The organism is Phreatobacter cathodiphilus (assembly GCF_003008515.1).
In the GTDB taxonomy this organism is placed as follows: domain Bacteria; phylum Pseudomonadota; class Alphaproteobacteria; order Rhizobiales; family Phreatobacteraceae; genus Phreatobacter; species Phreatobacter cathodiphilus.
The window spans coordinates 3,099,678-3,120,220 of the sequence record NZ_CP027668.1; the positions used below are offsets into that span (position 1 = coordinate 3,099,678).

Annotated in this window: 16 protein-coding genes; 11 read left to right on the forward strand and 5 right to left on the reverse strand. The window is 69.0% G+C overall.

From position 1 onward, the window contains the following. Position 1: 1 nt before the first annotated feature. The 4 genes from C6569_RS14905 to C6569_RS14920 form a co-directional block, all read right to left on the reverse strand. On the reverse strand, positions 2–841 hold the full coding sequence (locus C6569_RS14905; protein ID WP_106749585.1) for a 23S rRNA (adenine(2030)-N(6))-methyltransferase RlmJ: 840 nt from the start codon (positions 839–841) through the stop codon (positions 2–4). Between the two features lie 42 nt (positions 842–883). Further along, positions 884–1,813, reverse strand: coding sequence for a class I SAM-dependent DNA methyltransferase (locus C6569_RS14910; RefSeq protein ID WP_106749586.1), 930 nt, complete (start codon positions 1,811–1,813; stop codon positions 884–886). Beyond that, positions 1,813–3,195 (reverse strand): AmpG family muropeptide MFS transporter, encoded by a 1,383-nt coding sequence (locus tag C6569_RS14915; RefSeq protein WP_425440678.1) that lies wholly within the window; start codon positions 3,193–3,195, stop codon positions 1,813–1,815. The genes C6569_RS14910 and C6569_RS14915 overlap by 1 nt, the downstream gene beginning before the upstream one ends. 88 nt (positions 3,196–3,283) lie before the next feature. Further along, complete coding sequence (locus C6569_RS14920; protein ID WP_181313764.1) at positions 3,284–4,330, reverse strand: acyltransferase family protein; 1,047 nt, start codon at positions 4,328–4,330, stop codon at positions 3,284–3,286. Positions 4,331–4,712: 382 nt separating this feature from the next. On the opposite strand from C6569_RS14920, the gene urtA reads away from it, so the two are divergent. The 9 genes from urtA to C6569_RS14965 all read left to right on the forward strand — a co-directional run bounded on the left by urtA (position 4,713) and on the right by C6569_RS14965 (position 18,091). Continuing rightward, positions 4,713–5,957, forward strand: coding sequence for an urea ABC transporter substrate-binding protein (urtA, locus tag C6569_RS14925; RefSeq protein WP_215905830.1), 1,245 nt, complete (start codon positions 4,713–4,715; stop codon positions 5,955–5,957). Positions 5,958–6,103: 146 nt separating this feature from the next. Beyond that, complete coding sequence (urtB, locus tag C6569_RS14930; protein WP_106751067.1) at positions 6,104–7,654, forward strand: urea ABC transporter permease subunit UrtB; 1,551 nt, start codon at positions 6,104–6,106, stop codon at positions 7,652–7,654. Beyond that, positions 7,654–8,796, forward strand: a complete 1,143-nt coding sequence (urtC, locus tag C6569_RS14935; protein ID WP_106749590.1) for an urea ABC transporter permease subunit UrtC — start codon at positions 7,654–7,656, stop codon at positions 8,794–8,796. The genes urtB and urtC overlap by 1 nt, the downstream gene beginning before the upstream one ends. Before the next feature lie 26 nt (positions 8,797–8,822). Further along, entirely contained in the window at positions 8,823–9,617 is a 795-nt protein-coding gene (gene urtD / locus C6569_RS14940) for an urea ABC transporter ATP-binding protein UrtD (protein WP_106751068.1), read from the forward strand. A 212-nt stretch (positions 9,618–9,829) separates the two neighbouring features. After that, positions 9,830–10,525 carry an urea ABC transporter ATP-binding subunit UrtE gene (gene urtE, locus C6569_RS14945; RefSeq protein WP_106749591.1) on the forward strand — a complete coding sequence of 232 codons (696 nt, stop codon included), beginning with the start codon at positions 9,830–9,832 and terminating at the stop codon, positions 10,523–10,525. A 90-nt stretch (positions 10,526–10,615) separates the two neighbouring features. Beyond that, complete coding sequence (locus C6569_RS14950; RefSeq protein ID WP_106749592.1) at positions 10,616–12,217, forward strand: gamma-glutamyltransferase family protein; 1,602 nt, start codon at positions 10,616–10,618, stop codon at positions 12,215–12,217. Between the two features lie 86 nt (positions 12,218–12,303). Further along, positions 12,304–15,117, forward strand: coding sequence for a [protein-PII] uridylyltransferase (locus C6569_RS14955; protein WP_106749593.1), 2,814 nt, complete (start codon positions 12,304–12,306; stop codon positions 15,115–15,117). Positions 15,118–15,428: 311 nt separating this feature from the next. Next, complete coding sequence (locus C6569_RS14960) at positions 15,429–17,636, forward strand: transglycosylase domain-containing protein (RefSeq protein WP_106749594.1); 2,208 nt, start codon at positions 15,429–15,431, stop codon at positions 17,634–17,636. An 83-nt stretch (positions 17,637–17,719) separates the two neighbouring features. Next, positions 17,720–18,091 carry a hypothetical protein gene (locus tag C6569_RS14965; RefSeq protein ID WP_106749595.1) on the forward strand — a complete coding sequence of 124 codons (372 nt, stop codon included), beginning with the start codon at positions 17,720–17,722 and terminating at the stop codon, positions 18,089–18,091. Positions 18,092–18,096: 5 nt separating this feature from the next. On the opposite strand, the gene C6569_RS14970 is transcribed toward C6569_RS14965, so the two are convergent. Then, entirely contained in the window at positions 18,097–18,789 is a 693-nt protein-coding gene (locus C6569_RS14970) for a GntR family transcriptional regulator (RefSeq protein WP_181313765.1), read from the reverse strand. 145 nt (positions 18,790–18,934) lie between these two features. Here C6569_RS14970 and C6569_RS14975 point away from each other — a divergent pair, with 145 nt between their 5' ends. Together C6569_RS14975 and C6569_RS14980 are read left to right on the forward strand one after the other, a co-directional pair. Next, positions 18,935–19,927 carry a TRAP transporter substrate-binding protein gene (locus C6569_RS14975; protein WP_106749596.1) on the forward strand — a complete coding sequence of 331 codons (993 nt, stop codon included), beginning with the start codon at positions 18,935–18,937 and terminating at the stop codon, positions 19,925–19,927. A gap of 78 nt (positions 19,928–20,005) precedes the next feature. Next, positions 20,006–20,533, forward strand: a complete 528-nt coding sequence (locus C6569_RS14980) for a TRAP transporter small permease (RefSeq protein WP_106749597.1) — start codon at positions 20,006–20,008, stop codon at positions 20,531–20,533. Positions 20,534–20,543 lie beyond the last annotated feature (10 nt).

A 20,543-nucleotide genomic window follows, 5' to 3' on the forward strand; every position in this document is an offset into this window, starting at 1 on the left:
ATCAGGACGCGTCGCCGGACAGAAGAAGCCGGCCCGCGGGAACGTTCAGGGCGTTCCACAGCAACTGACCGGCCGCGCGGATTGTCGGCGCGAGCGTGTAGGGCGCATTGACGGTGACGAGACCGGCGCCCGACAGTCGCTGGCCGTCGACGACGCGCCAGGTCGCCTCGATGGTGAGGCATTTCGGAATCGCGAGATCGGCGATCATCCGGTGGAAGCGCTTCACCTCCACCGGGTCCTTCACCGGATACCAGAGCACGAAGACCCCGGTGGCGAAGCGGCGCACGCCCTGCGCCAGGGCCTCCGCCAGGCGGTCGTAGTCGCCGCGCCGCTCGAAGGGCGGATCGATGAGGATGAGCCCGCGCGTCTCCTTGGGCGGCAGGAAGGCTTTGGGCGCCAGCCAGCCGTCGATCTCGATGACCTTCGCCCGCTTGTCCCGCGCATAGAGCGCCGCCAGCGTGCGCGAATCCTCCGGATGCAGCTCGCAGAAGGTCAGCCCGTCCGTCGGCCGGGTCATCAGCCGAGCGATCTCAGGGCTGCCGGGATAGCGCGTCAGACGCCCGTCCGGATTGAGCCGCGCGACCACGTCGAGATAGGGATCGAGGAATTCCGCCAGAGGGCCGGGAAGGTCCTTGCCCCACAGCCGTCCGATGCCCTCCACCCATTCGCCGGTCCGCTCGGCGGCATCCGAGGTGAGGTCGTAGCGCCCGATGCCCGCGTGGGTGTCGAGGACCCGGATCGGCGGTTCCTTCTGCATCATGTGCGCGAGGATGGAGGCGAGCACCGCGTGCTTGACGACGTCGGCCGGGTTTCCCGCGTGGAAGGCGTGGCGATAGTTCATGGGCGACAGGCTGTGACCGGCAATCGCGTCGGGGTCAACGACTCATCCCTTCGCCGCGACCACGGCGACGCCGGGGACGGGCCGGCCCGCCTCCTCGCGGATGGCCGCGGGCTCGAAGACGAGCGGCTCCAGACCGCCCGTTGCCAGCGCCGCCCGCACCGCGTCTTCGCCGTGGGCATAGCGCAGGGCGGCGCCGAGAGCGACCCCGTTTCCGCCATGGGTTTCGACCGTGAAGGCACAGAACCCGCCGGGCGTGAGCACCCGCCTGGCCTCCGCGAGGATCGGCCCGATGTCGGCGCAATAGATGAAGACGTCGGCGGCGACGACGAGATCGGCCGTGGCGCCATCCCGGGCCGCGAGGAAGGCGCCGAGGTCGCCGACCTGCACGCTGCGATAGGCACTCCTGCGACGCGCCTGATCCGCCATGCGCGCCGACAGGTCGACACCGTCGATGGCGCCGGCGACGGAGGCGAAGACCTCTCCCGCGAGGCCGGTGCCGCAGCCGAGATCCAGCATGGTGGCGAAGCGCAGCGGCCGGCCCGACGCCGCGCAGGCGCGCGTCACCGCGTCGAGCAGCATTTCCGGCCCGCGATAGGAGAGGCGGCGGCGCAGCGCCTCCTCGAAGCGCGGCGCGTAGTCCTCGTAGAGGGCGGTGACATAGGCGGAGCTCATCGCCTGCGCCGGATCGCCCATGCCGAGCCGGGCGAGCATCAGCCGCGCGCCGAGCGTGTCGGCGGGATCGATGGCGAGCGCCCGCCGGTAGGCCTGCGCCGCCGCCTCGGCAGCGCCGCGACCCGCCTCAACCTCGCCGAGGGCGAACCAGCCGGCCGCCCATCCCGGCGCGATCTCCAGCGCCTGCACCAGGAGGTCAGCGGCAGCGTTGAGATCACCGTCGGCCTTCGCCGCCATGGCATAGTCGTAGCGCCGATCGGCGAGGAGGTCGCCGGAGGAGCGGAAGGCGGGGGGAAGCATCAGTCGTCGGCCGAAAGCTTGCCCGTCGGCCGGATCAGGGCCTCGAAATGGCCGCGGCTCTGCAGCCACCAGAGCAGGATCAGGCTGGGAATGGCGGTGAGGCAGGACAGGACGAAGAACCAGAACCAGCCGGTCTGCGCCGCCACGAAGCCGGCGGGCGCCGAGATATAGGTGCGGCCCACCGCCGAGAGCGCCGAGAGCAGCGCATATTGCGTGGCCGTGTGCAGCGGCGATTGGCACAGCGCGGAGAGATAGGCGACGAAGATCACCGTGCCGATGGCACCGGTGAAATTCTCGGCGACGATGACGAAGGCCAGCATGCCGTAGCTCGCCGGCACCACCGCCTGCAGCGCGAAGACGAGGTTCGAGCCCATCTGCAGCAGCGCCGCCAGCCACATGCTGCTGCGGAGATCCAGGCCGCGCGCGACGAAACCGCCGGCGAAACCGCCCGCCAGCGTCGCGGCGAGCCCGAGACCCTTGACGATGGCCGCATATTCCTCGCGCGAATAGCCCATGCCGCGGATGACGAAGGGGCCCGTCATGGCCCCGACGAAGGCGTCGCAGAGCTTGAACAGAATGACGAACGCGAGCACCGCCAGCGCCGCGTCGCGGGTGAGGAATTCGGAGAAGGCGCCCACCGCCGCCTTCCAGACACGGGCGAGCTGGTTCTCGCCGGCGAGGACCTTGGCCGCCTCACCCGACCGCGCCGGCTCCCGCGCGACCAGCGTCGTGATCATCCCGACGGCGACGAAGGCCGCCATCACGACATAGCCGAAGGTCCAGGCGGTCGCCTTGTCGAAGCCCTGCACCTTCTCGAAGAAGGAGACGATGAACAGCGCTCCGGCCGTCGAGACGAGCATGCCGATCCGGTAGGCGGCGACATAGGCGCCGACGCCGGCGGCCTGTTCCGACACGTCGAGCTTCTCGACTCGGTAAGTGTCGATGACGATGTCCTGCGTCGCCGAGGCGAGTGCCACCAGCACCGCCCCGAGCGCGATCATGAAGGGCGAGACGTCGGGGTTCTGGAAGCCGAGGAAGACGATCGCCGCCATCAGCATGATCTGGCTGAAGATGAGCCAGCCGCGGCGGCGGCCGAACAGACGGCACAGGATGGGGATGTCGAGGGCGTCGACGATGGGCGCCCAGAGGAACTTGATCGTGTAGGGCGTGCCGACCAGGGCGAAGAGGCCGATGGTGGAGAGGTTCACCGAGCTTTCGGCCATCCAGACCAGCAGGGTCGACCCCGACAGCGCCAGCGGCAGGCCGGCGGAGAAACCGAGGAACAGCACGACCAGCACGTCGCGGCGCAGATAGACCCCCGCCGCCTCGCGCCAGCTCCGCTGCGCCGGAGCGGGCTCGACCGCGGCCTGACCCGTGCTCATCTCGTCCTCCGCGCTCACCTCATCCGGCAGGTGACGCGATCATGGTTAACGAAGCCTCAATGGCAAGCGTCGCGACGGCCCGGGCCGCCTATGTGATGTAGCGGGCGAGCCGCGGCGTGACGCGTTCCACCACGCGGCGGATCAGCACCGGCAGGAAGAGGCCGGCGAGCGTCAGGACGATGAAATAGGCATAGAAGGCGTTGCCGTCCCACTTCACCACGACGAAGCCGAAGCCCTTCACCAGGCCGATGCAGATCGTGTTGAAGAGATAGATGGCCATGGTGTAGCGGCCGAAGAACAGGAAGACCGGATCGCCGGCCGCGGCGAGCCGCGTCGCCGCAAAGTGCAGGGCCGGGATCGACAGCAGCGCGACGGCAAGGCCGAGCAGCGGCGCCGCCAGGACTTGCGCCAGGGCGAGAGCCGCGGCGAAAGCGGCGAGGATCAGCCAGCCGTGGCGCGCCAGCAGTTCGGCCATCGCCTCCCGCCTCATGCCCACCCACACGCCGATGAAGAAGAAGGCGGCGTGGCGCAGAACCCGGTCGGCGTAGAGGAGGCTCTCCACTTCCGCCTGCGTCAGCACGAGCCCGATGGCGATGAGTGCCGGCAGCAGCCGCGGGAAGGGCACGACCACGAAGCGGAAGAGGAGCGCATAGACGAAGGCGGCGTAGAGATACCAGACCGAGGTCGCCGGGCTGCGGCTCGTATGGATGAAGAGCCCGTCGAGATAGGCCAGGAGACTGTCCTGCGTGTTGTCGACGTGGACGATCTGCGAGAAGACGACCTTGCCTGCGATGATGATCAGCCCGAAGGCGAAGAAGGGCAGCAGCAGCCGGTCGGCCCGGCGGGCGATGAACTCTGCCGCCCCTTCCCGCTTTCCGAAGCCGGCATAGCCGAGCACATAGCCGCTCAGATACATGAAGAATGGCATGTGGAAGAGATAGATCGCCGTCTTGAGCTGCTGGTACCAGTCGTGGCCGGCGGGAACCTGCTGCGAGACGACATGCCCGAGGACGACGAGGACGATGCCGATTCCCTTGGCAGTGTCGATGTCGACCAGGCGCGTGCGCGTCTCGCTCGCCGGAACGGCGAGCCCTTCGCGAGCCTGTGTCTCAGCGGCGGCGGCGGGCGGAACCATGGCAAATCCCGATGCGCGGCCGGCGCCGCACTGCCCTGAGACTAGCGCGCCGACTCCTTCCCGTTCGTGAATCGGGCGCAGAACACGTCCCCGTGCTTCTGCCGCAATCGGAGGCAGAGCTTGTTGCCTAACAAATAGGCGTATTGCATGGCGGGCCGGGACGGCGTGGCCGCGCAAACCTGCCCCTGCGGCAGCAGGCATGGGGATTCGGAAACAGAGTCAAAGGATTGGTGATCGCAACCGACGCTGGCACGCCCGTTGCGACACGTCTGTGGCCATCGGGCAATGGTCTGGCTGCCGAGGCCCGAGGCGGAACCAGTAACGGGAACTCTCCATGTTGAACCTCAAATCAAAAGTGCTCGGCCTCGTCGCCGGCGCCGCTATGGCAGCCGGCGTCCTCGCCGCGCCGGCCAAGGCGCAGGAGACGATCAAGGTCGGCATCCTGCATTCGCTCTCGGGCACCATGGCCATCAGCGAGACGACGCTGAAGGACGTGATGCTCATGCTCATCGACGAGCAGAACAAGCGCGGCGGCGTCCTCGGCAAGAAGCTGGAAGCCGTCGTGGTCGATCCGGCCTCGAACTGGCCGCTCTTCGCCGAGAAGGCGCGCGAGCTCATCGCCCAGCACAAGGTCGCCGTGACCTTCGGCTGCTGGACCTCTGTGTCGCGCAAGTCGGTCCTGCCGGTGTTCGAGGAGCTGAACTCGATCCTCTTCTATCCCGTGCAGTACGAGGGCGAGGAGTCCTCGCCGAACATCTTCTACACCGGCGCCGCCCCGAACCAGCAGGCGATCCCGGCCATCGACTATCTCCTCGCCGAGGGCGTGAAGCGCTTCGTGCTCGAGGGCACGGACTACGTCTATCCGCGCACAACCAACCGCATCCTCGAGGCCTATCTCCTCTCCAAGGGCATCAAGGCCGAGGACATCTCGGTCAACTACACCCCCTTCGGTCATTCCGACTGGCAGACCCGCGTCGCGGCCATCAAGCGCTTCGGCTCGACCGGCGTGAAGACCGCCGTGGTCTCCACCGTCAACGGCGACGCCAACGTCCCCTTCTACAAGGAGCTCGGCAACCAGGGCGTGAAGGCCACCGACATCCCGGTCGTCGCCTTCTCCGTGGGTGAGGAAGAGCTCGCCGGCATCGACACCAAGCCGCTCGTCGGCCACCTCGCCGCCTGGAACTACTTCCAGTCCGTAGACAACCCGGCCAACCGCGACTTCATCGCCCGCTGGCGCGCCTTCAAGAAGAACGAGCGGGCCGTGACCAACGACCCGATGGAGGCCCACGTCATCGGCTTCGCCATGTGGGTGAAGGCGGTCGAGGCCGCCGGCACCACCGATCCGACCGCGGTCCGCCGCGCCATGATCGGCATCGCCGTGCCCAACCTGTCGGGCGGCATCTCCACCATGATGCCGAACCACCACATCACCAAGCCGGTCCTCATCGGCGAGATCCAGGAGAACGGCCAGATCCAGACGGTCTGGCAGACCCCGGGCACCGTGGTGGCGCAGGAATGGTCGCCCCACCTCGAAGGCTCGCGCGATCTCATCGCCGACCACCGTCCGCCGATGAGTTGCGGCAACTTCAACGTCCGCACCGGACGCTGCGGCGGCGCCCAGCGCTGAGCCTGTCGTCCTGACGAACCGGAGGGCGCGTCGTCCGCGACGCGCCTTCCCTTCCCCGCAGTGCTTCGGAACGAGGGCCGAGCTTGAACCAGACCATCCGCCGCCACTGGCAGTTCGCCCTCGTCTCGGCAGTCTTCGCCACCCTCATGCTCTTGGCCCGTCCCGCGGCCGCCCAGGACGCCGGCGCGCTCGTCCAGCGTTTCGCCACCGAGAGCTTCAACGACATCGTCGGCGCGGTGAACGGCCTCGCCACCTCCGGCTCGCCCCGCGCCGCGCCCGTCATCGAGGCGCTGCGCGACGGCCGCCTCGTCTATCGGCAGGCCGACCGCACCGTCTTCATCCGCCGGCCCGACGGGTCCTTCCTCGCCGCCGCCACCGGCGAGCCGGCCGCAGACGTCGGCACCACGCGGCCCGTGCGGCTCAACAACAACGTCCGCCGCGCCATCGACGCGGCCGTCGGCGCCCTGTCCCTTCTGCACCCCGACCCCGCCCGCCGCACCAGCGCCGCCGAGGCCGTGTTCAAGTCACGCGACGGTACGGCTCTCGCCGCGCTGGAGACCGCCATCGGCCAGGAGCGCGACGCCCGCATCAAGACGCTGATGGAGGAGGCACGCGCCGCCATCCTCGTCGCCAATCCGCAGGCGGCGGAAGCCGACCGCATCGCCGCCATCGGCATCATCCAACGCCGCGGCGACCAGGACGCCCTCGCCATGCTCGGCTCGCTGCCCGCCGACACGCCGGCGCGGGTGCGCGAGGCCGCCGAGAGCGCCGCGGTCGGCATCCGCCGCACCCTGGCGGTCTGGGGGGCCGCTCAGAACGTCTGGTACGGGCTGTCGCTCGGTTCGGTCCTTCTCCTCGCCGCCATCGGCCTCGCCATCACCTTCGGCGTTATGGGCGTCATCAACATGGCCCATGGCGAGATGGTGATGATCGGCGCCTACACGACCTTCGTCGTGCAGCAGACCATCCGCGCCATCGCCCCGGGCCTCATGGACGCCTCGCTCTTCATCGCCCTGCCCATGGCCTTCCTCGTCGCCGGGGCCATCGGCGTCGCCATCGAGCGGCTGATCATCCGCCACCTCTACGGCCGCGCGCTGGAGACGCTGCTCGCCACCTGGGGCGTCAGCCTCGTCCTCCAGCAGGCCGTGCGTTCCTGGTTCGGGCCCACCAACCGCGAGGTGACGACCCCCTCCTGGATGTCCGGCTCCTTCGAGATCGGCCATCTCGCCATCACCGCCAACCGCCTCGCCATCATCATCTTCGCTGCCATGGTCTTCGCCGCGCTGCTGCTCTTCCTGAAGCGCACGCCCTTCGGCCTGCAGACCCGCGCCGTCACGCAGAACCGACGCATGGCGGGCGCCATGGGCATTCGCACCAACTGGGTCGACGCCTTCACCTTCGGCCTCGGCTCCGGCATCGCCGGCCTTGCCGGCGTGGCGCTGAGCCAGATCGACAACGTCTCGCCCAATCTCGGCCAGGGCTACATCATCGACAGCTTCATGGTGGTGGTCTTCGGCGGGGTCGGCAATCTCTGGGGCACGCTTGTCGGCGCCATGACGCTCGGCATCGCCAACAAGTTCCTCGAACCCTATGCCGGCGCGGTGCTGGGCAAGATCCTGCTCCTCGTCTTCATCATCCTGTTCATCCAGAAGCGTCCCAGGGGCCTCTTCGCCCTCAAGGGCCGGGCGGTGGAATGATGCTCACCCGGTTCCTCTTCGAAAAGATCGACCGCGCCGGCTGGGTCTTCCTGGTCCTGCTCGGCATCGCCGCCGTCCTCGTGCCGGTGCTCAACCTCGCCGTGCCGCCTGGCTCCATGTTCCACGTGTCCAACACGGCGGTGGGGCTCTGGGGCAAGTACATGACCTATGCCCTCCTCGCCCTCGCGGTGGATCTGGTCTGGGGCTATTGCGGCATCCTCTCCCTCGGCCACGGCGCCTTCTTCGCCCTCGGCGGCTATGCCATGGGCATGTACCTGATGCGACAGATCGGCCCGCGCGGGGTCTATTCGCACCCTGTCCTGCCGGACTTCATGGTCTTCCTGAACTGGACGCAGTTGCCGGTGACGTGGTGGGGGTTCTCCTCCTTCACCTACGCCATGCTGATGGTGGCCCTCGTTCCCGGCCTCCTCGCCTTCGTCTTCGGCTGGTTCGCCTTCCGCTCCCGCGTCACCGGCGTCTATCTCTCCATCATCACCCAGGCGCTCACCTACGCGCTCATGCTCGCCTTCTTTCGCAACGACATGGGCTTCGGCGGCAACAACGGCCTCACCGACTTCAAGGACATCCTCGGCTTCAACATCCAGAGCCAGGTGACGCGGGCGGTGCTGTTCTCGCTCTCCGTCCTCGCCCTGATGACGGGCTATCTCGTCGCCCGTGCCATCGTCACCTCGAAGGCCGGCAAGATCCTCATCGCCATCCGCGACGCCGAGGCGCGCACCCGCTTCCTCGGCTACAGGGTGGAGAACTTCAAGCTCTTCGTCTGGACCGTCTCGGCGATCATGGCGGGCATAGCCGGGGCGCTCTACGTGCCGCAGGTCGGCATCATCAATCCCAGCGAATTCTCGCCTGCCAACTCCATCGAGACCATCGTCTGGGTGGCGGTGGGCGGCCGGGGCACGCTGGTGGGCGCCGCGCTCGGCGCCGGCCTCGTCAATTTCGCCAAGAGCTGGTTCACCGGCGCCTTCCCGCAAGGCTGGCTCTTCGCCCTCGGCGGCCTCTTCATCTTCGTCACCCTGTTCCTGCCCAAGGGCATCCTCGGCACCTTCACCGACTGGTGGAAGCGCCGCGGCGAGCGCCGCCAGCCGCCGGCCGCCTCGCCGGCTGGCCAACCGGCCGAATGAGGATGGGCCCCATGCTGATCGACCCGATGGAAACCCAGCTCCCCGCCGACCCGGTCCAGGCCATCGAGCGGCCGCAGATCGTCACCCAGTCGCTGCTCTATCTCGACGGCGTCTCGGTGAGCTTCGACGGCTTCCGCGCCATCAACAGCCTGTCGCTGATCATCGCCCCGGGCGAGATGCGCGCCATCATCGGCCCCAACGGCGCCGGCAAGACCACGATGATGGACATCATCACCGGCAAGACCAAGCCGGACACCGGCGACGTCATCTTCGACGGCCATGTCGATCTGACCAAGCTCGACGAGACGGCCATCGCCAATCTCGGCATCGGCCGCAAGTTCCAGAAGCCCACCGTCTTCGAGATGCACACGGTGGAGGACAATATCGAGATGGCGGTGAAGGCCGACCGCACCGTCTTCGGCACGCTCTTCTCGCGCCATTCCGCCGAGATCTGGCGGCGCGTGGACGAGCTCCTCGGCATCGTCCGTCTCGGCGACCACAGGAAGCGCCTCGCCGGCGATCTCTCCCACGGCCAGAAGCAGTGGCTGGAGATCGGCATGCTGCTGGCGCAGGACCCCAAGCTCCTGCTCGTCGACGAGCCGGCGGCCGGCATGACCGACGTCGAGACCGGCGCCACCGCCGACCTCCTCAAGGACATCGCCAGGACCCACTCGGTCGTGGTGGTCGAGCACGACATGGGCTTCATCCGCGAGCTCGGAGTGAAGGTCACCTGCCTGCACGAGGGCTCGGTGCTGGCCGAGGGCAGCCTCGACCAGGTCAGTTCCGACGAGCGGGTGATCGAGGTCTATCTTGGGCGGTGAGATGCAACGCCGTGGATCCTCCTGTCCGGCAGCGTCTCGGCGGGTCGTGTCCGCAGCCACGCTCGCGCAGGCGGCCCGCGCCATTCCCCTCCCCCCGCTTGCGGAGGGGAGGGGTCAGGGGTGGGGGGCCTTGGCGCCTCATCCTGCGACACCCCCCACCCTAGCCCTCCCCTCCGCTCCGCGGGGGGAGGGGATTTCGGGCAGAGGTTCCGATGCTTGAAGTGAAGAACGTCGACCTCCACTACGGCGCGGCCCAGGCGCTGCGCGACGTCTCGGTCGTGGTCGAGCCGGGCAAGGTCACCTGCGTCCTCGGCCGCAACGGCGTCGGCAAGACCTCGCTGATGCGCGCCATCATCGGCCACCAGCCGATCTCCGGCGGCGAGATCCTGTGGGAGGGGCGCGACATCACCCGCATGCCGCCCTTCGAGCGGGCGCGGCGCGGCATCGCCTATGTGCCGCAGGGGCGCGAGATCTTTCCCCTCCTCACCGTCAAGGAGAACCTGGAGACCGGCTTTGCGCCGCTGAAGCGCGCCGACCGCACCATTCCCGACGACATCTTCTCGCTCTTCCCCGTGCTCAAGGACATGCTCGGCCGTCGCGGCGGCGACCTCTCCGGCGGCCAGCAGCAGCAGCTCGCCATCGGCCGGGCTCTCGTCACCCGCCCGCGCCTGATCGTGCTCGACGAGCCGACCGAGGGCATCCAGCCCTCGATCATCAAGGACATCGGCCGCGCCATCGACTATCTGCGCAGCAAGGGCGACATCGGCATCTTGCTGGTCGAGCAATATCTCGACTTCGCCGAGGCGCTCGGCGACCGCTTCTACGTGATGGAGCGCGGCCGCGTGGTCGTGGAGGGCCTCAAGGGCGAGGTGGACCGCGACGCCCTGCACCGCAGCATGGCCATCTGACGCCTCGTCGCACCTGCCGAGCGATCCGTCCCTTTGCCGATTCAATGTCCCGGCCGCATCGTCTATCGTGCCGCGATGGAGAGTGCATAGATGGCTCAGGGTCCCTTCGCGCGCGGCGTCGTCGCCGCGCCTCACGCCGCCGCCGCCGAGGCCGGCCGCCAGATCCTCGCGGAGGGTGGCAATGCCATCGAGGCGATGATCGCCGCGGCGGCCACCATCGCCGCCGTCTATCCGCACATGACCCATGTCGGCGGCGACGGCTTCTGGCTCATCCATCAGCCCAGCCGGCGCGTGCACGGCATCGAGGCCTGCGGCTTCGCCGGCGAGCGGGCGACGCTGAAATCCTACCTCGACAAGGGCCATTACGAGATCCCGTCGCGCGGGCCGCTGGCAGCCCTCACCGTGCCCGGCGCCGTCGGTGGCTGGCGCCTCGCCAATGCCATGGCCAAGGCCTCGGGCGGCACGCTGCCGCGCTCGGTCATGCTGGAGCCCGCCATCCGCGCCGCGCGCGAGGGCTACAGGGTCAGCCGCTCGCAGGCCAGCCTCACCGTGGACAAGCTTTACGAGCTGAAGGACTGCCCCGGCTTCGCAGAAACCTTCCTCGTCGAAGGCAAGCCGCCCGCCGAGGGTGCTGTGATGCGGCAGCCGGCGCTCGCCGATTCACTGGAACACCTCGCCCGCTCCGGTTTCCAGGACGCCTATCGCGGCGACATTGCCCGCGAGCTCGCCCGCGACCTCGAGGAGATCGGCTCGCCCGTCACCCGCGCCGACCTGCAGGCTTATTACGCCGTGGAGCGCGCGCCGCTGTCCCTCGCCCATACCCTCGGCACGCTCCACAACATGCCGCCGCCGACGCAGGGTCTCGCCTCGCTGATGATCCTCGGCATCCTCGACCAGCTGGAAGCCCTGCACGGCCCGGTGCGGCCGGACACGGTGGCCTTTGTCCATCGCATCGTCGAGGCGACGAAGCGCGCCTTCCTGGTGCGCGACCGCTTCGTTACCGATTACGACCGGCTCGACGGCAATCCCCTCGACCACCTGCGCACCGAGGCGCTCAGGGCGGAGGCCGGCGCCATCGCCCTCGACCGCGCCCTGCCCTGGCCGCACCGGGCGGCGCCCGGCGACACGATCTGGATGGGCGCCGCCGATTCGGAGGGGCGCGTCGTCTCCTACATCCAGTCGATCTACTGGGAGTTCGGCTCCGGCTGCGTGTCGAAATCCACCGGCTTCCTCATGCAGAACCGCGGCTCGAGCTTCGTCCTCGACCCCAAGGCCCTGAACCCGCTGGAGCCGGGACGCCGGCCCTTCCACACGCTGAACCCGGCCATGGCGCAACTCGCCGACGGACGTGTCTTCGCCTATGGCACGATGGGAGGCGAGGGCCAGCCGCAGACCCAGGCCCAGATCTTCGAGCGCCACGTCCGCCATGGCATGCCGCTGGAGGAAGCGCTCGACGCGCCGCGCTGGCTGCTCGGCCGGACCTGGGGCTCCTCCGTCACCAGCCTGCGCTTCGAGAACCGCTTCGACGAGGACCTGGTGCGCGGGCTCGGCTCCATGGGGCATCAGACCGCCCTTCTCGACGAGGGCTGGTCCGACACGATGGGCCATGCCGGCGGCGTGACGCTGCACACCGACATGTCGCTCTCCGGGGCCCACGACCCGCGCGCCGACGGCGGCGCGGCCGGCCTCTAGGCACCCCCGCCTTGCCGCCGCGCGCCTCGCATCCCCCCGCCATTGCGCGTATGGTCCGCGCGATCGAGCGTCACTGAAGACACGCCATGGATTCCTCGCTTCCCCAAACCCGCGCCGCGCGGCAGGCCCTCAACCGCGGCCCCCTGGTCGAGCCCGCCGTGCTCGCCGCCGACCTCGCGGCGATCGCGGTCGCCGCCGGCAAGACCGGCGAGGCGCGGGCCGAGGTCGTCCAGGTGCTGAAGCGCCGCCTCGCCGAGGCCCGGCGGATCGCCGAGGAGCGCCTGATCGCCACCTCCGACGGGCGCGGCTGCGCCGAGGCGTTGTCGCATTTCCAGGACGAGGTGATCCGCGCCCTCTCCGGCTGGATCATGGACCAGCTCTACCCCTCGGAAAATCCCTCCTCCGGCGAGCGCATGGCCATCGTCGCCACCGGCGGCTACGGCCGGGGCATGCTGGCGCCGGGTTCGGACATCGATCTCCTGTTCCTGCTGCCCTACAAGCAGACCGCCTGGGGCGAGAGCGTCGCCGAGGCCATGCTGTACTGCCTCTGGGACATGGGCCTGAAGGTCGGCCATGCCACCCGGTCCGTCGACGAGTGCATCCGCCAGGCGCGCACCGACTTCACCATCCGCACCGCGCTGCTCGAGGCGCGCTACATCCTCGGCGACGCCCAGCTCTTCGGCGAACTGGAGAAGCGCTTCGATGCCGAGGTCGTCCGTGACACGGTCCCCGAATTCGTCGCCGCCAAGCTCGCCGAGCGCGACGAGCGCCACCGCAAGACCGGCCAATCCCGCTATCTCGTCGAGCCCAACGTCAAGGACGGCAAGGGCGGCCTGCGCGACCTCCACACCCTGTTCTGGATCGCCCGCTACGCCTACCGGGTGAAGACCGACGAGGAACTCGCCAAGAAGGGGGTCTTCACCCGCCGCGAGGCGCAGATGTTCCGCCGCTGCGAGACCTTCCTGTGGACGGTGCGCTGCCACCTGCACTTCCTCACCGGCCGCTCCGAGGAGCGTCTGTCCTTCGACCTGCAGCGGGAGCTGGCGCCGCGGCTCGGCTATCGCGGCCATAACGGCCTGGTCGATGTCGAGCGCTTCATGAAGCACTATTTTCTCATCGCCAAGGACGTCGGTGACCTCACCGCCATCCTCTGCGCCGAGCTCGAGGAGCGGCACGAGAAGCCGGCCCCGGTCCTCGACCGGTTCATCGCCCGGCTCAGGCCGAAATCACGCCGCGGCTTCAAGGAGAGCCCGGACTTCCAGATCGACCACGACCGCATCACGGTGGCCGACGACCAGGCCTTCGCCCGCGATCCCGTCAACCTCATCCGCATGTTCTGGCTGGCGGACCGCTACAATCTCGCTTTCCACCCGGACGCCATCCGCCTGCTGACGCGCTCGCTGAAGCTCGTCGACGACAAGCTGCGCAACGACCCCGCCGCCAACCAGCTCTTCCTGTCGATCCTGACCTCGGCCAACACGCCGGAGATCGTCCTGCGCCGCATGAACGAGGCGGGGCTGCTCGGCCGCTTCGTGCCGGATTTCGGCCGCGTCGTCGCGATGATGCAGTTCAACATGTACCACCACTACACGGTGGACGAGCACCTGCTGCGCTGCATCGGCATCCTCCAGCAGATCGAGCGCGGCGGCGACCCGGGCCTCGGCCTCGCCGCCGACCTCGTCAAGACGATCCAGCCGCGCAACCGCGACCTGCTCTACGTCGCGCTCTTCCTCCACGACATCGCCAAGGGCCGGCCGGAGGACCATTCCACCGCCGGCGCCAAGATCGCGCGCAAGCTCTGCCCGCGCTTCGGCCTCAACGCGCTGGAGACCGAGACCGTGGCCTGGCTGGTCGAGCAGCATCTGGTCATGTCGACCATCGCCCAGTCTCGCGACCTCGCCGAACGCAAGACGATCGAGACCTTCGCCAACGTGGTGCAGTCGCTGGAGCGGATGAAGCTCATGCTCATCCTCACCACCGCCGACATCATGGCGGTGGGCCCCGGCGTGTGGAACGGCTGGAAGAGCCAGCTCCTGCGGACGCTCTATTACGAGACGGAGCCGGTGGTCACCGGCGGCTTCTCCGAGGTCAACCGCTCGCGCCGCGTCGAGATCGCCCAGGAGGAGTTCCGCCGCGCCGTGCCGGAGCGCCTGCCGGCGCTGTCGGGCGATGCGCTGGAAACCTATATCGGCCGCCACTACGCCGCCTACTGGCTGAAGGTCGACCTCGCCACCAAGATCGAGCACGCCCGCTTCCTCAAGCAGGCGGAGGATGAGGGACGCTCCCTCGCCACTCGCATCGAGCTCGTGCCCGGCCAGGGCGTCATCCACCTGACCGTGCTCGCGCCGGACCATCCGCGCCTTCTGTCCATCATCGCCGGGGCCTGCGCGGCGACGGGCGCCAACATCGTCGGCGCGCAGATCTACACCACCACCGACGGCCTGGCGCTGGACACCATCTCCATCACCCGCGCCTTCGACCGTGACGAGGACGAGGAGCGCCGCGCCGGCCGCATCGCCGACGCCATCGAGAAGGCGCTGCGCGGCGAGATGAAGGTCGGCGAGGCCGTGGCCGCGGTCGCCAAGAAATCGCCGGCGCGCCACCGCTCGCGCACCTTCCGCATCGCGCCGGACGTCGCCATCAACAACACCTGGTCGACGCGCTACACGGTGATCGAGGTCTCCGGCCTCGACCGCCCGGGCCTGCTGCACGACCTGACCTCGGCGCTCTCCCGACACAGCCTCAACATCGCCTCCGCCTATGTCGCGACCTTCGGCGAGCGGGCCGTGGACGTGTTCTACGTCACCGACCTGATGGGCGCGAAGATCCAGTCGGCCCAGCGTCAGACGGCCATCCGCAAGGTGCTCACCGGCGTCCTGGAGGAGGAGGCCGGGCGCTGACCCACTTTCCGGCGTCGAGGCACACTCTGCGCATCGACAATGCGTCCTTCGAGGCTCGTATTCGGACGATGCTTACCCGGCACGCTGATGCAGGCCACCACGATCCTCATCCTGAGGTGCGAGGGCAAAGCCCGAGCCTCGAAGGACGCATTGGCGTTGGGCAGGGCACCCGTGGATACCCAGCCCGACGCTCCCGTTAACCCTGCCGAACGATGAAGGCGCTCCGCAAAATCGCCTTAACCCCCCCTTCATGGCGCCGGCTTTACCCCTGAGGAGAGGCATCAGGAGATGTGAGGACGGATCGGGCGGGCATGGCGCGCAGAGGCGGCAAGGGCGAGCGGATCGAACCGAGCTTCGGCACGGGACGCGGCGGTGCGGACCTGCGCGCCACGCGCGAGGACCGTCCTTGGGTGCGCGTCGCCGAACCGCCGAAGCCGCCCAAACCCGCGAAGGTCCGCCGTCACGAGGCCGCCGAGGACGAGGACCCGCCGGCCCGCGGCCGCCGCCAGCCCGCAGGCCGGCGTGACCGGGACGACAGGCCGCGCCGCCGCAAGCGGAGGGGTTTCCTTGGCACGCTGGTGATCTGGGGCGCGACCCTGTCCATCTGGGGCCTGATCGTCGTCGCCGGCGTCGTCGCCTGGTACGCCGCCCATCTGCCGCCGACCCACACGCTGGAAGTGCCGCCGCGGCCGCCGAACATCGCCATCCTCGCCGCCGACGGCACCGAACTTGCCAACCGCGGCGACACCGGCGGTGCCGCGATCCAGTTGAAGAGCCTGCCGAAACACGTCTCCCAGGCCCTGATCGCCATCGAGGACCGGCGATTCTACTCCCATTTCGGTCTCGACGTGGTCGGTCTCGCCCGCGCCGTCGTCACCAACCTCACCAACAGGGGCGTCCAGCAGGGCGGTTCAACGCTGAGCCAGCAGCTCGCCAAGAACCTGTTCCTCACCCCCGACAGAAACCTCGGCCGCAAGGTGCAGGAGGCCCTGCTCGCCCTCTGGCTGGAGCACAACTACTCCAAGGACCAGATCCTCGAACTCTACCTGAACCGGGTCTATTTCGGCGCCGGCGCCTATGGCATCGAGGCCGCCGCGCGGCGCTACTACGACAAGCCCGCCACCGCCCTGACGCTTCAGGAGGCCGCCGTCATCGCGGGTCTGGTCAAGGCGCCGTCCCGCCTCGCCCCGACCCGCAACCCGGAGGCCGCGCAGGCGCGCGCCCAGCTCGTGCTCGCCGCCATGGCCGAGCAGGGTTACATCACCGAGGCCCAGGCGCGCACCGCCCGCTCCAACCCGGCCCAGGCCAGCCGCGCCATCCCCGGCGGCTCGATCAACTATGTCGCCGACTGGATCATGGACCTCATCGACGACTACGTCGGCAAGGTCGAGACCGACCTGATGGTGGAGACCACCATCGTCGGACCGGTGCAGCAGGCGGCCGAGGCGGCTCTCGTCGAGGCCCTCACCCGCGGCGGCCAGCGCTACAACGTCGGCCAGGGCGCCGTGGTCGTGCTCGACCGTGACGGCGCCGTGCGCGCCCTCGTCGGCGGCCGCGACTATGCCCAGAGCCAGTTCAACCGCGCCGTCGCCGCCCGCCGACAGCCCGGCTCCGCCTTCAAGCCCTTCGTCTATCTCGCTGCGCTCGAGCGCGGCCTGACCCCCGACACCATGCGCAACGACGCGCCCGTCGCCGTCTCCGGCTGGCGGCCGGAGAACTACACCCGCGACTATCGCGGCGAGGTCAGCCTGACGACGGCGCTCGCCTCCTCGCTCAACACCGTCGCCGTCCGCCTCGGCCAGGAGGTCGGTCCGCGGGCCGTGGTGCGCACGGCCCAGAAGCTCGGCATCGGCTCGGCTCTCGCCGCCAATCCCTCCATCGCCCTCGGTACGTCGGAAGTGAACGTGCTGGAGCTCGTCGGCGCCTATGCCCCCTTCGCCAACGGCGGCACCGGCGTCATTCCCCACGTCATCACCCGCATCCGCACCACCAACGGGCGCGTCCTGTTCCAGCGCCAGCCGATGAACAACGGCCAGGTGGTGGAGCCGCGCCACGTCGCCATGATGAACGCGATGATGAACCAGACCACGGTCTCCGGCACGGCCCGCACCGTCCGCCTGCCGGGCTGGATCGTCGCGGGTAAGACCGGCACCAGCCAGGAGTTCCGCGACGCCTGGTTCGTCGGTTACACGGGACGCTTCGTCGCAGGCGTCTGGCTGGGCAACGACGACGGCACGCCGACCCGCCGCCTGACCGGCGGCGCCCTGCCTGTGGACGTCTGGAACAAGGTCATGGGCGAGGCCCATCGCGGCCAGCCGATCGTCGACCTGCCCGGCAACTGGCGGTCCTACGACGCCCCCGGCCGCATTCTGCCCGGCGAATCCATCGACCAGCCCATGACCATGTCCAGGATCGAGCCCGGAGGTCAGCGCCGTCCGCGGCCGGCGGAGCCCGAGGACCGCAGCGCCGTTGTGCGCCCGCAACAGGGCAGCGGCTTCCTCGACCGCCTGTTCCGCTAGCCGCCTCGCCCTTGCGCAGGGCGGCGGGAACCCCACATGCAGGCCGACCGTTTTCACGGGACCTGCAGGGGAGGAACGGCGCGATGACACGGATCGTCTGGTGGGGAGCCTTCGTCGGCGCCGCCTTCTGGTCGGTCTTCTCCCTCGTCGCCTATGCCGTGGTCGACACGGTGGGCGCCGGGGCGTCGAGCTACGGCACCGTGCCCGGCTTTCCGCCCGAGCCCTTTACCTTTGCCTGGATCGCCGCGCGCGTGCACGGCCTCGGCGTCTCCGCCGTCGGGCTCACCTGGCTGATCGGCCTGGCCCTGATCCTCGGGTCGGCCGCTTTGTTCCAGCGCTTCTTCGGCCGCCGCCGGCCGTCCCTGACGCAGGCGCCGCGGTCCTGGGGATCGTCCATCCCCGCCCCGCCGCCCGGCGCGTCCCACCCCGCGCGCGAACGCGCTGGCGGGCGCTGACGCGGCTATTCGAACAGCTCGGCATGGGCGAGATCCAGCCCCGCCACCGCCCGCAGGATTTCGGACAGGTGATGGCTCATCGCCGCCACCGCCCGCTCGGCATCCCCGTCCTCGACCGCGTTGAGAATGGCGCGGTGCTGCTCGACGAGCGGACCCATCGACCCCGGTGAATGCAGGGTGAGGGCGCAGACCCGGTCCATATGCGCCTTCTGCATTTCCACCGCGCTCCAGGCCTCCGCACAATCCGCCCCTTCGGCAAGCGTGATGTGGAACAGGCTGTCGAGGCGCTGGAATGCGAGGTGATCCCCCGCCCGCACCGCCGTCTCCTGCGCCTCGATCAGCGAAGCCGCGCGATCCCGGTAGTGGGCGTCGAACCGCTCGCAGGCCCGCCGCACGATGGCGACCTCGATTGCCTCGCGGATGAAGCGGGCGTCCAGCATGCGCCGCACCGACAGCTTCACGACCACCGTGCCGCGCTGCGGCTGCACGTCCACCAGGCCCTGCCGCATCAGCGCGATGAAGGCCTCCCGCACCGGCTGACGCGACACCTGGAAGCGTTCGGCGATCTCCGATTCCGACAGCCTCTCGCCCGGCCGGATGGTCAGGTCGATGATGCTGGCGCGCAATTCGCGCTCGACCCGCGCGGCAGCGCTCTCCTGCATGCGCGGCGGGGATGTTTCGAGGAGTGCGATGGTCATCGTTACGGTCGCCCCGTTTCCTCTTGAACTTCCATACAAGTGCATACTAGACTTGGCCGCGACCGGGAAGCCCGCATTTCGCAAGGCTCCGGTCGAAACGTTCCCCGCCAAGAAGGGAACACCGTTTCCACCCGGGAGGATCTCCATGCTGACACGCCGCACCTTCGTGTCCACCGCCGGCGCCCTCGTCGCCGGCCCCGCCGTTCTCGGCCGCCCTGCAGCCGCCCAGGCCACCGTCACCCTGCGATCGACCGACATCCACCCCGACGGCTATCCCACCATCGAGGCCGTCAAGTTCATGGGCCAGCTCCTCGAGCAGCGCACCAACGGCCGCATCAAGATCAACGTCTTCCACTCCGCCCAGCTCGGCCAGGAGAAGGACACGATCGACCAGACCCGGTTCGGCGTCATCGACATGAACCGCATCAACATGGCGCCGTTCAACAACCTGATCGCCTCCACCAACATCCCCTCGCTGCCCTTCATCTTCCGCTCCGTCGCCCATATGCGGAAGGTGATGGACGGCGCGGTGGGCGACCAGATCCTCGGCGACTTCACCGCCCACGGCCTCGTCGGCCTCGCCTTCTACGATTCCGGCTCGCGCTCCTTCTACAATTCGAAGCGCGCCATCACGACGCCGGCGGACATGCGCGGCATGAAGATCCGCGTCCAGCAGTCGGACATGTTCGTCGCCCTCGTCCAGGCGCTCGGCGCCAACGCAACGCCGATGCCCTTCGGCGAGGTCTTCACCAGCCTGCAGACCGGCGTCATCGACGGCGCCGAGAACAACTGGCCGAGCTATGAATCGACCCGCCACTTCGAGGTCGCCAAGTACTACTCGCTCACCGAGCACTCGCTGAGCCCGGAGGTGCTGGTCATGTCGAAGCGCTCCTTCGACAAGTTCAACGCCGCCGACCAGGCGCTGGTCCGCGCCGCCGCCAAGGAGTCGGTGGCGAAGATGCGCGAGCTGTGGGACGCCCGCGAGAAGGCCTCGGAGGCGAAGGTCCGCGCCGGCGGCGCCGTCATCAATACGGTCGAGAAGCAGCCGTTCATCGACGCGATGAAGCCGGTCTACGACCGTTTCGTCACCGACGCCAAGATGAAGGAACTGGTGGCGCGCATCCAGGCCGTGACCTGACCTCGCCGACCCGCGACCAGGCCCGCCGCCCCGCGCGGCGGGCGCCCTCCTGATCCCTCTCAGGCGAAAGCCTTGTCGATGCACGCCCTCGTCGTCCGCATGCGGCCGGTCACGGCCGCTCTCAGCCGCCTCTCGCTCCTCATCGCCGGGGCGGGGCTGGTGGCCATGACCGTCCTCGTCTTCTGGAGCATTTTCGGGCGCTACGTCCTCAACGACACGCCCACCTGGACCGAGCCCGCCGTGCTCCTGCTGATGAGCTGGTTCATTCTGCTCGGCTCGGCCACCGGCGTGCGCGAGCGCGGCCACATCGGCTTCGAGATCGGCCTTGCCGCCTCGCCGCCGCCGCTGCGCTTCCTCCTGAAGATCGTCACGGAAATCCTGCTCATCGGCTTCGGGCTGGCCATGTTCGGCTATGGCGCCCAACTCGCCGCCGGGACCTGGAGCGCCATGACGCCGATGATCGGCATCAGTCAGGGCTGGGACTACGTGCCCATTGCCGCCGGCGGCGCCCTCATCGCGCTGTTTTCGCTCGAACGGCTCCTGATGGTCCTCGTCGGCACCGATGAGATGGCGCTGCCCATCGCCCGCGGCCCCGAAGAGATTTGAGCGGAAGCAC

Coding starts and splice junctions, on each gene's coding strand:
- C6569_RS14905 (WP_106749585.1), bottom strand. CDS start 841: ATGAACTATCGCCACGCCTTCCACGCGGGAAACCCGGCCGACGTCGTC.
- C6569_RS14910 (WP_106749586.1), bottom strand. CDS start 1,813: ATGCTTCCCCCCGCCTTCCGCTCCTCCGGCGACCTCCTCGCCGATCGG.
- C6569_RS14915 (WP_425440678.1), bottom strand. CDS start 3,195: ATGAGCACGGGTCAGGCCGCGGTCGAGCCCGCTCCGGCGCAGCGGAGC.
- C6569_RS14920 (WP_181313764.1), bottom strand. CDS start 4,330: ATGGTTCCGCCCGCCGCCGCCGCTGAGACACAGGCTCGCGAAGGGCTC.
- urtA (WP_215905830.1), top strand. CDS start 4,713: ATGGCAGCCGGCGTCCTCGCCGCGCCGGCCAAGGCGCAGGAGACGATC.
- urtB (WP_106751067.1), top strand. CDS start 6,104: ATGCTCTTGGCCCGTCCCGCGGCCGCCCAGGACGCCGGCGCGCTCGTC.
- urtC (WP_106749590.1), top strand. CDS start 7,654: ATGCTCACCCGGTTCCTCTTCGAAAAGATCGACCGCGCCGGCTGGGTC.
- urtD (WP_106751068.1), top strand. CDS start 8,823: ATGGAAACCCAGCTCCCCGCCGACCCGGTCCAGGCCATCGAGCGGCCG.
- urtE (WP_106749591.1), top strand. CDS start 9,830: ATGCTTGAAGTGAAGAACGTCGACCTCCACTACGGCGCGGCCCAGGCG.
- C6569_RS14950 (WP_106749592.1), top strand. CDS start 10,616: ATGGCTCAGGGTCCCTTCGCGCGCGGCGTCGTCGCCGCGCCTCACGCC.
- C6569_RS14955 (WP_106749593.1), top strand. CDS start 12,304: ATGGATTCCTCGCTTCCCCAAACCCGCGCCGCGCGGCAGGCCCTCAAC.
- C6569_RS14960 (WP_106749594.1), top strand. CDS start 15,429: ATGGCGCGCAGAGGCGGCAAGGGCGAGCGGATCGAACCGAGCTTCGGC.
- C6569_RS14965 (WP_106749595.1), top strand. CDS start 17,720: ATGACACGGATCGTCTGGTGGGGAGCCTTCGTCGGCGCCGCCTTCTGG.
- C6569_RS14970 (WP_181313765.1), bottom strand. CDS start 18,789: ATGACCATCGCACTCCTCGAAACATCCCCGCCGCGCATGCAGGAGAGC.
- C6569_RS14975 (WP_106749596.1), top strand. CDS start 18,935: ATGCTGACACGCCGCACCTTCGTGTCCACCGCCGGCGCCCTCGTCGCC.
- C6569_RS14980 (WP_106749597.1), top strand. CDS start 20,006: ATGCACGCCCTCGTCGTCCGCATGCGGCCGGTCACGGCCGCTCTCAGC.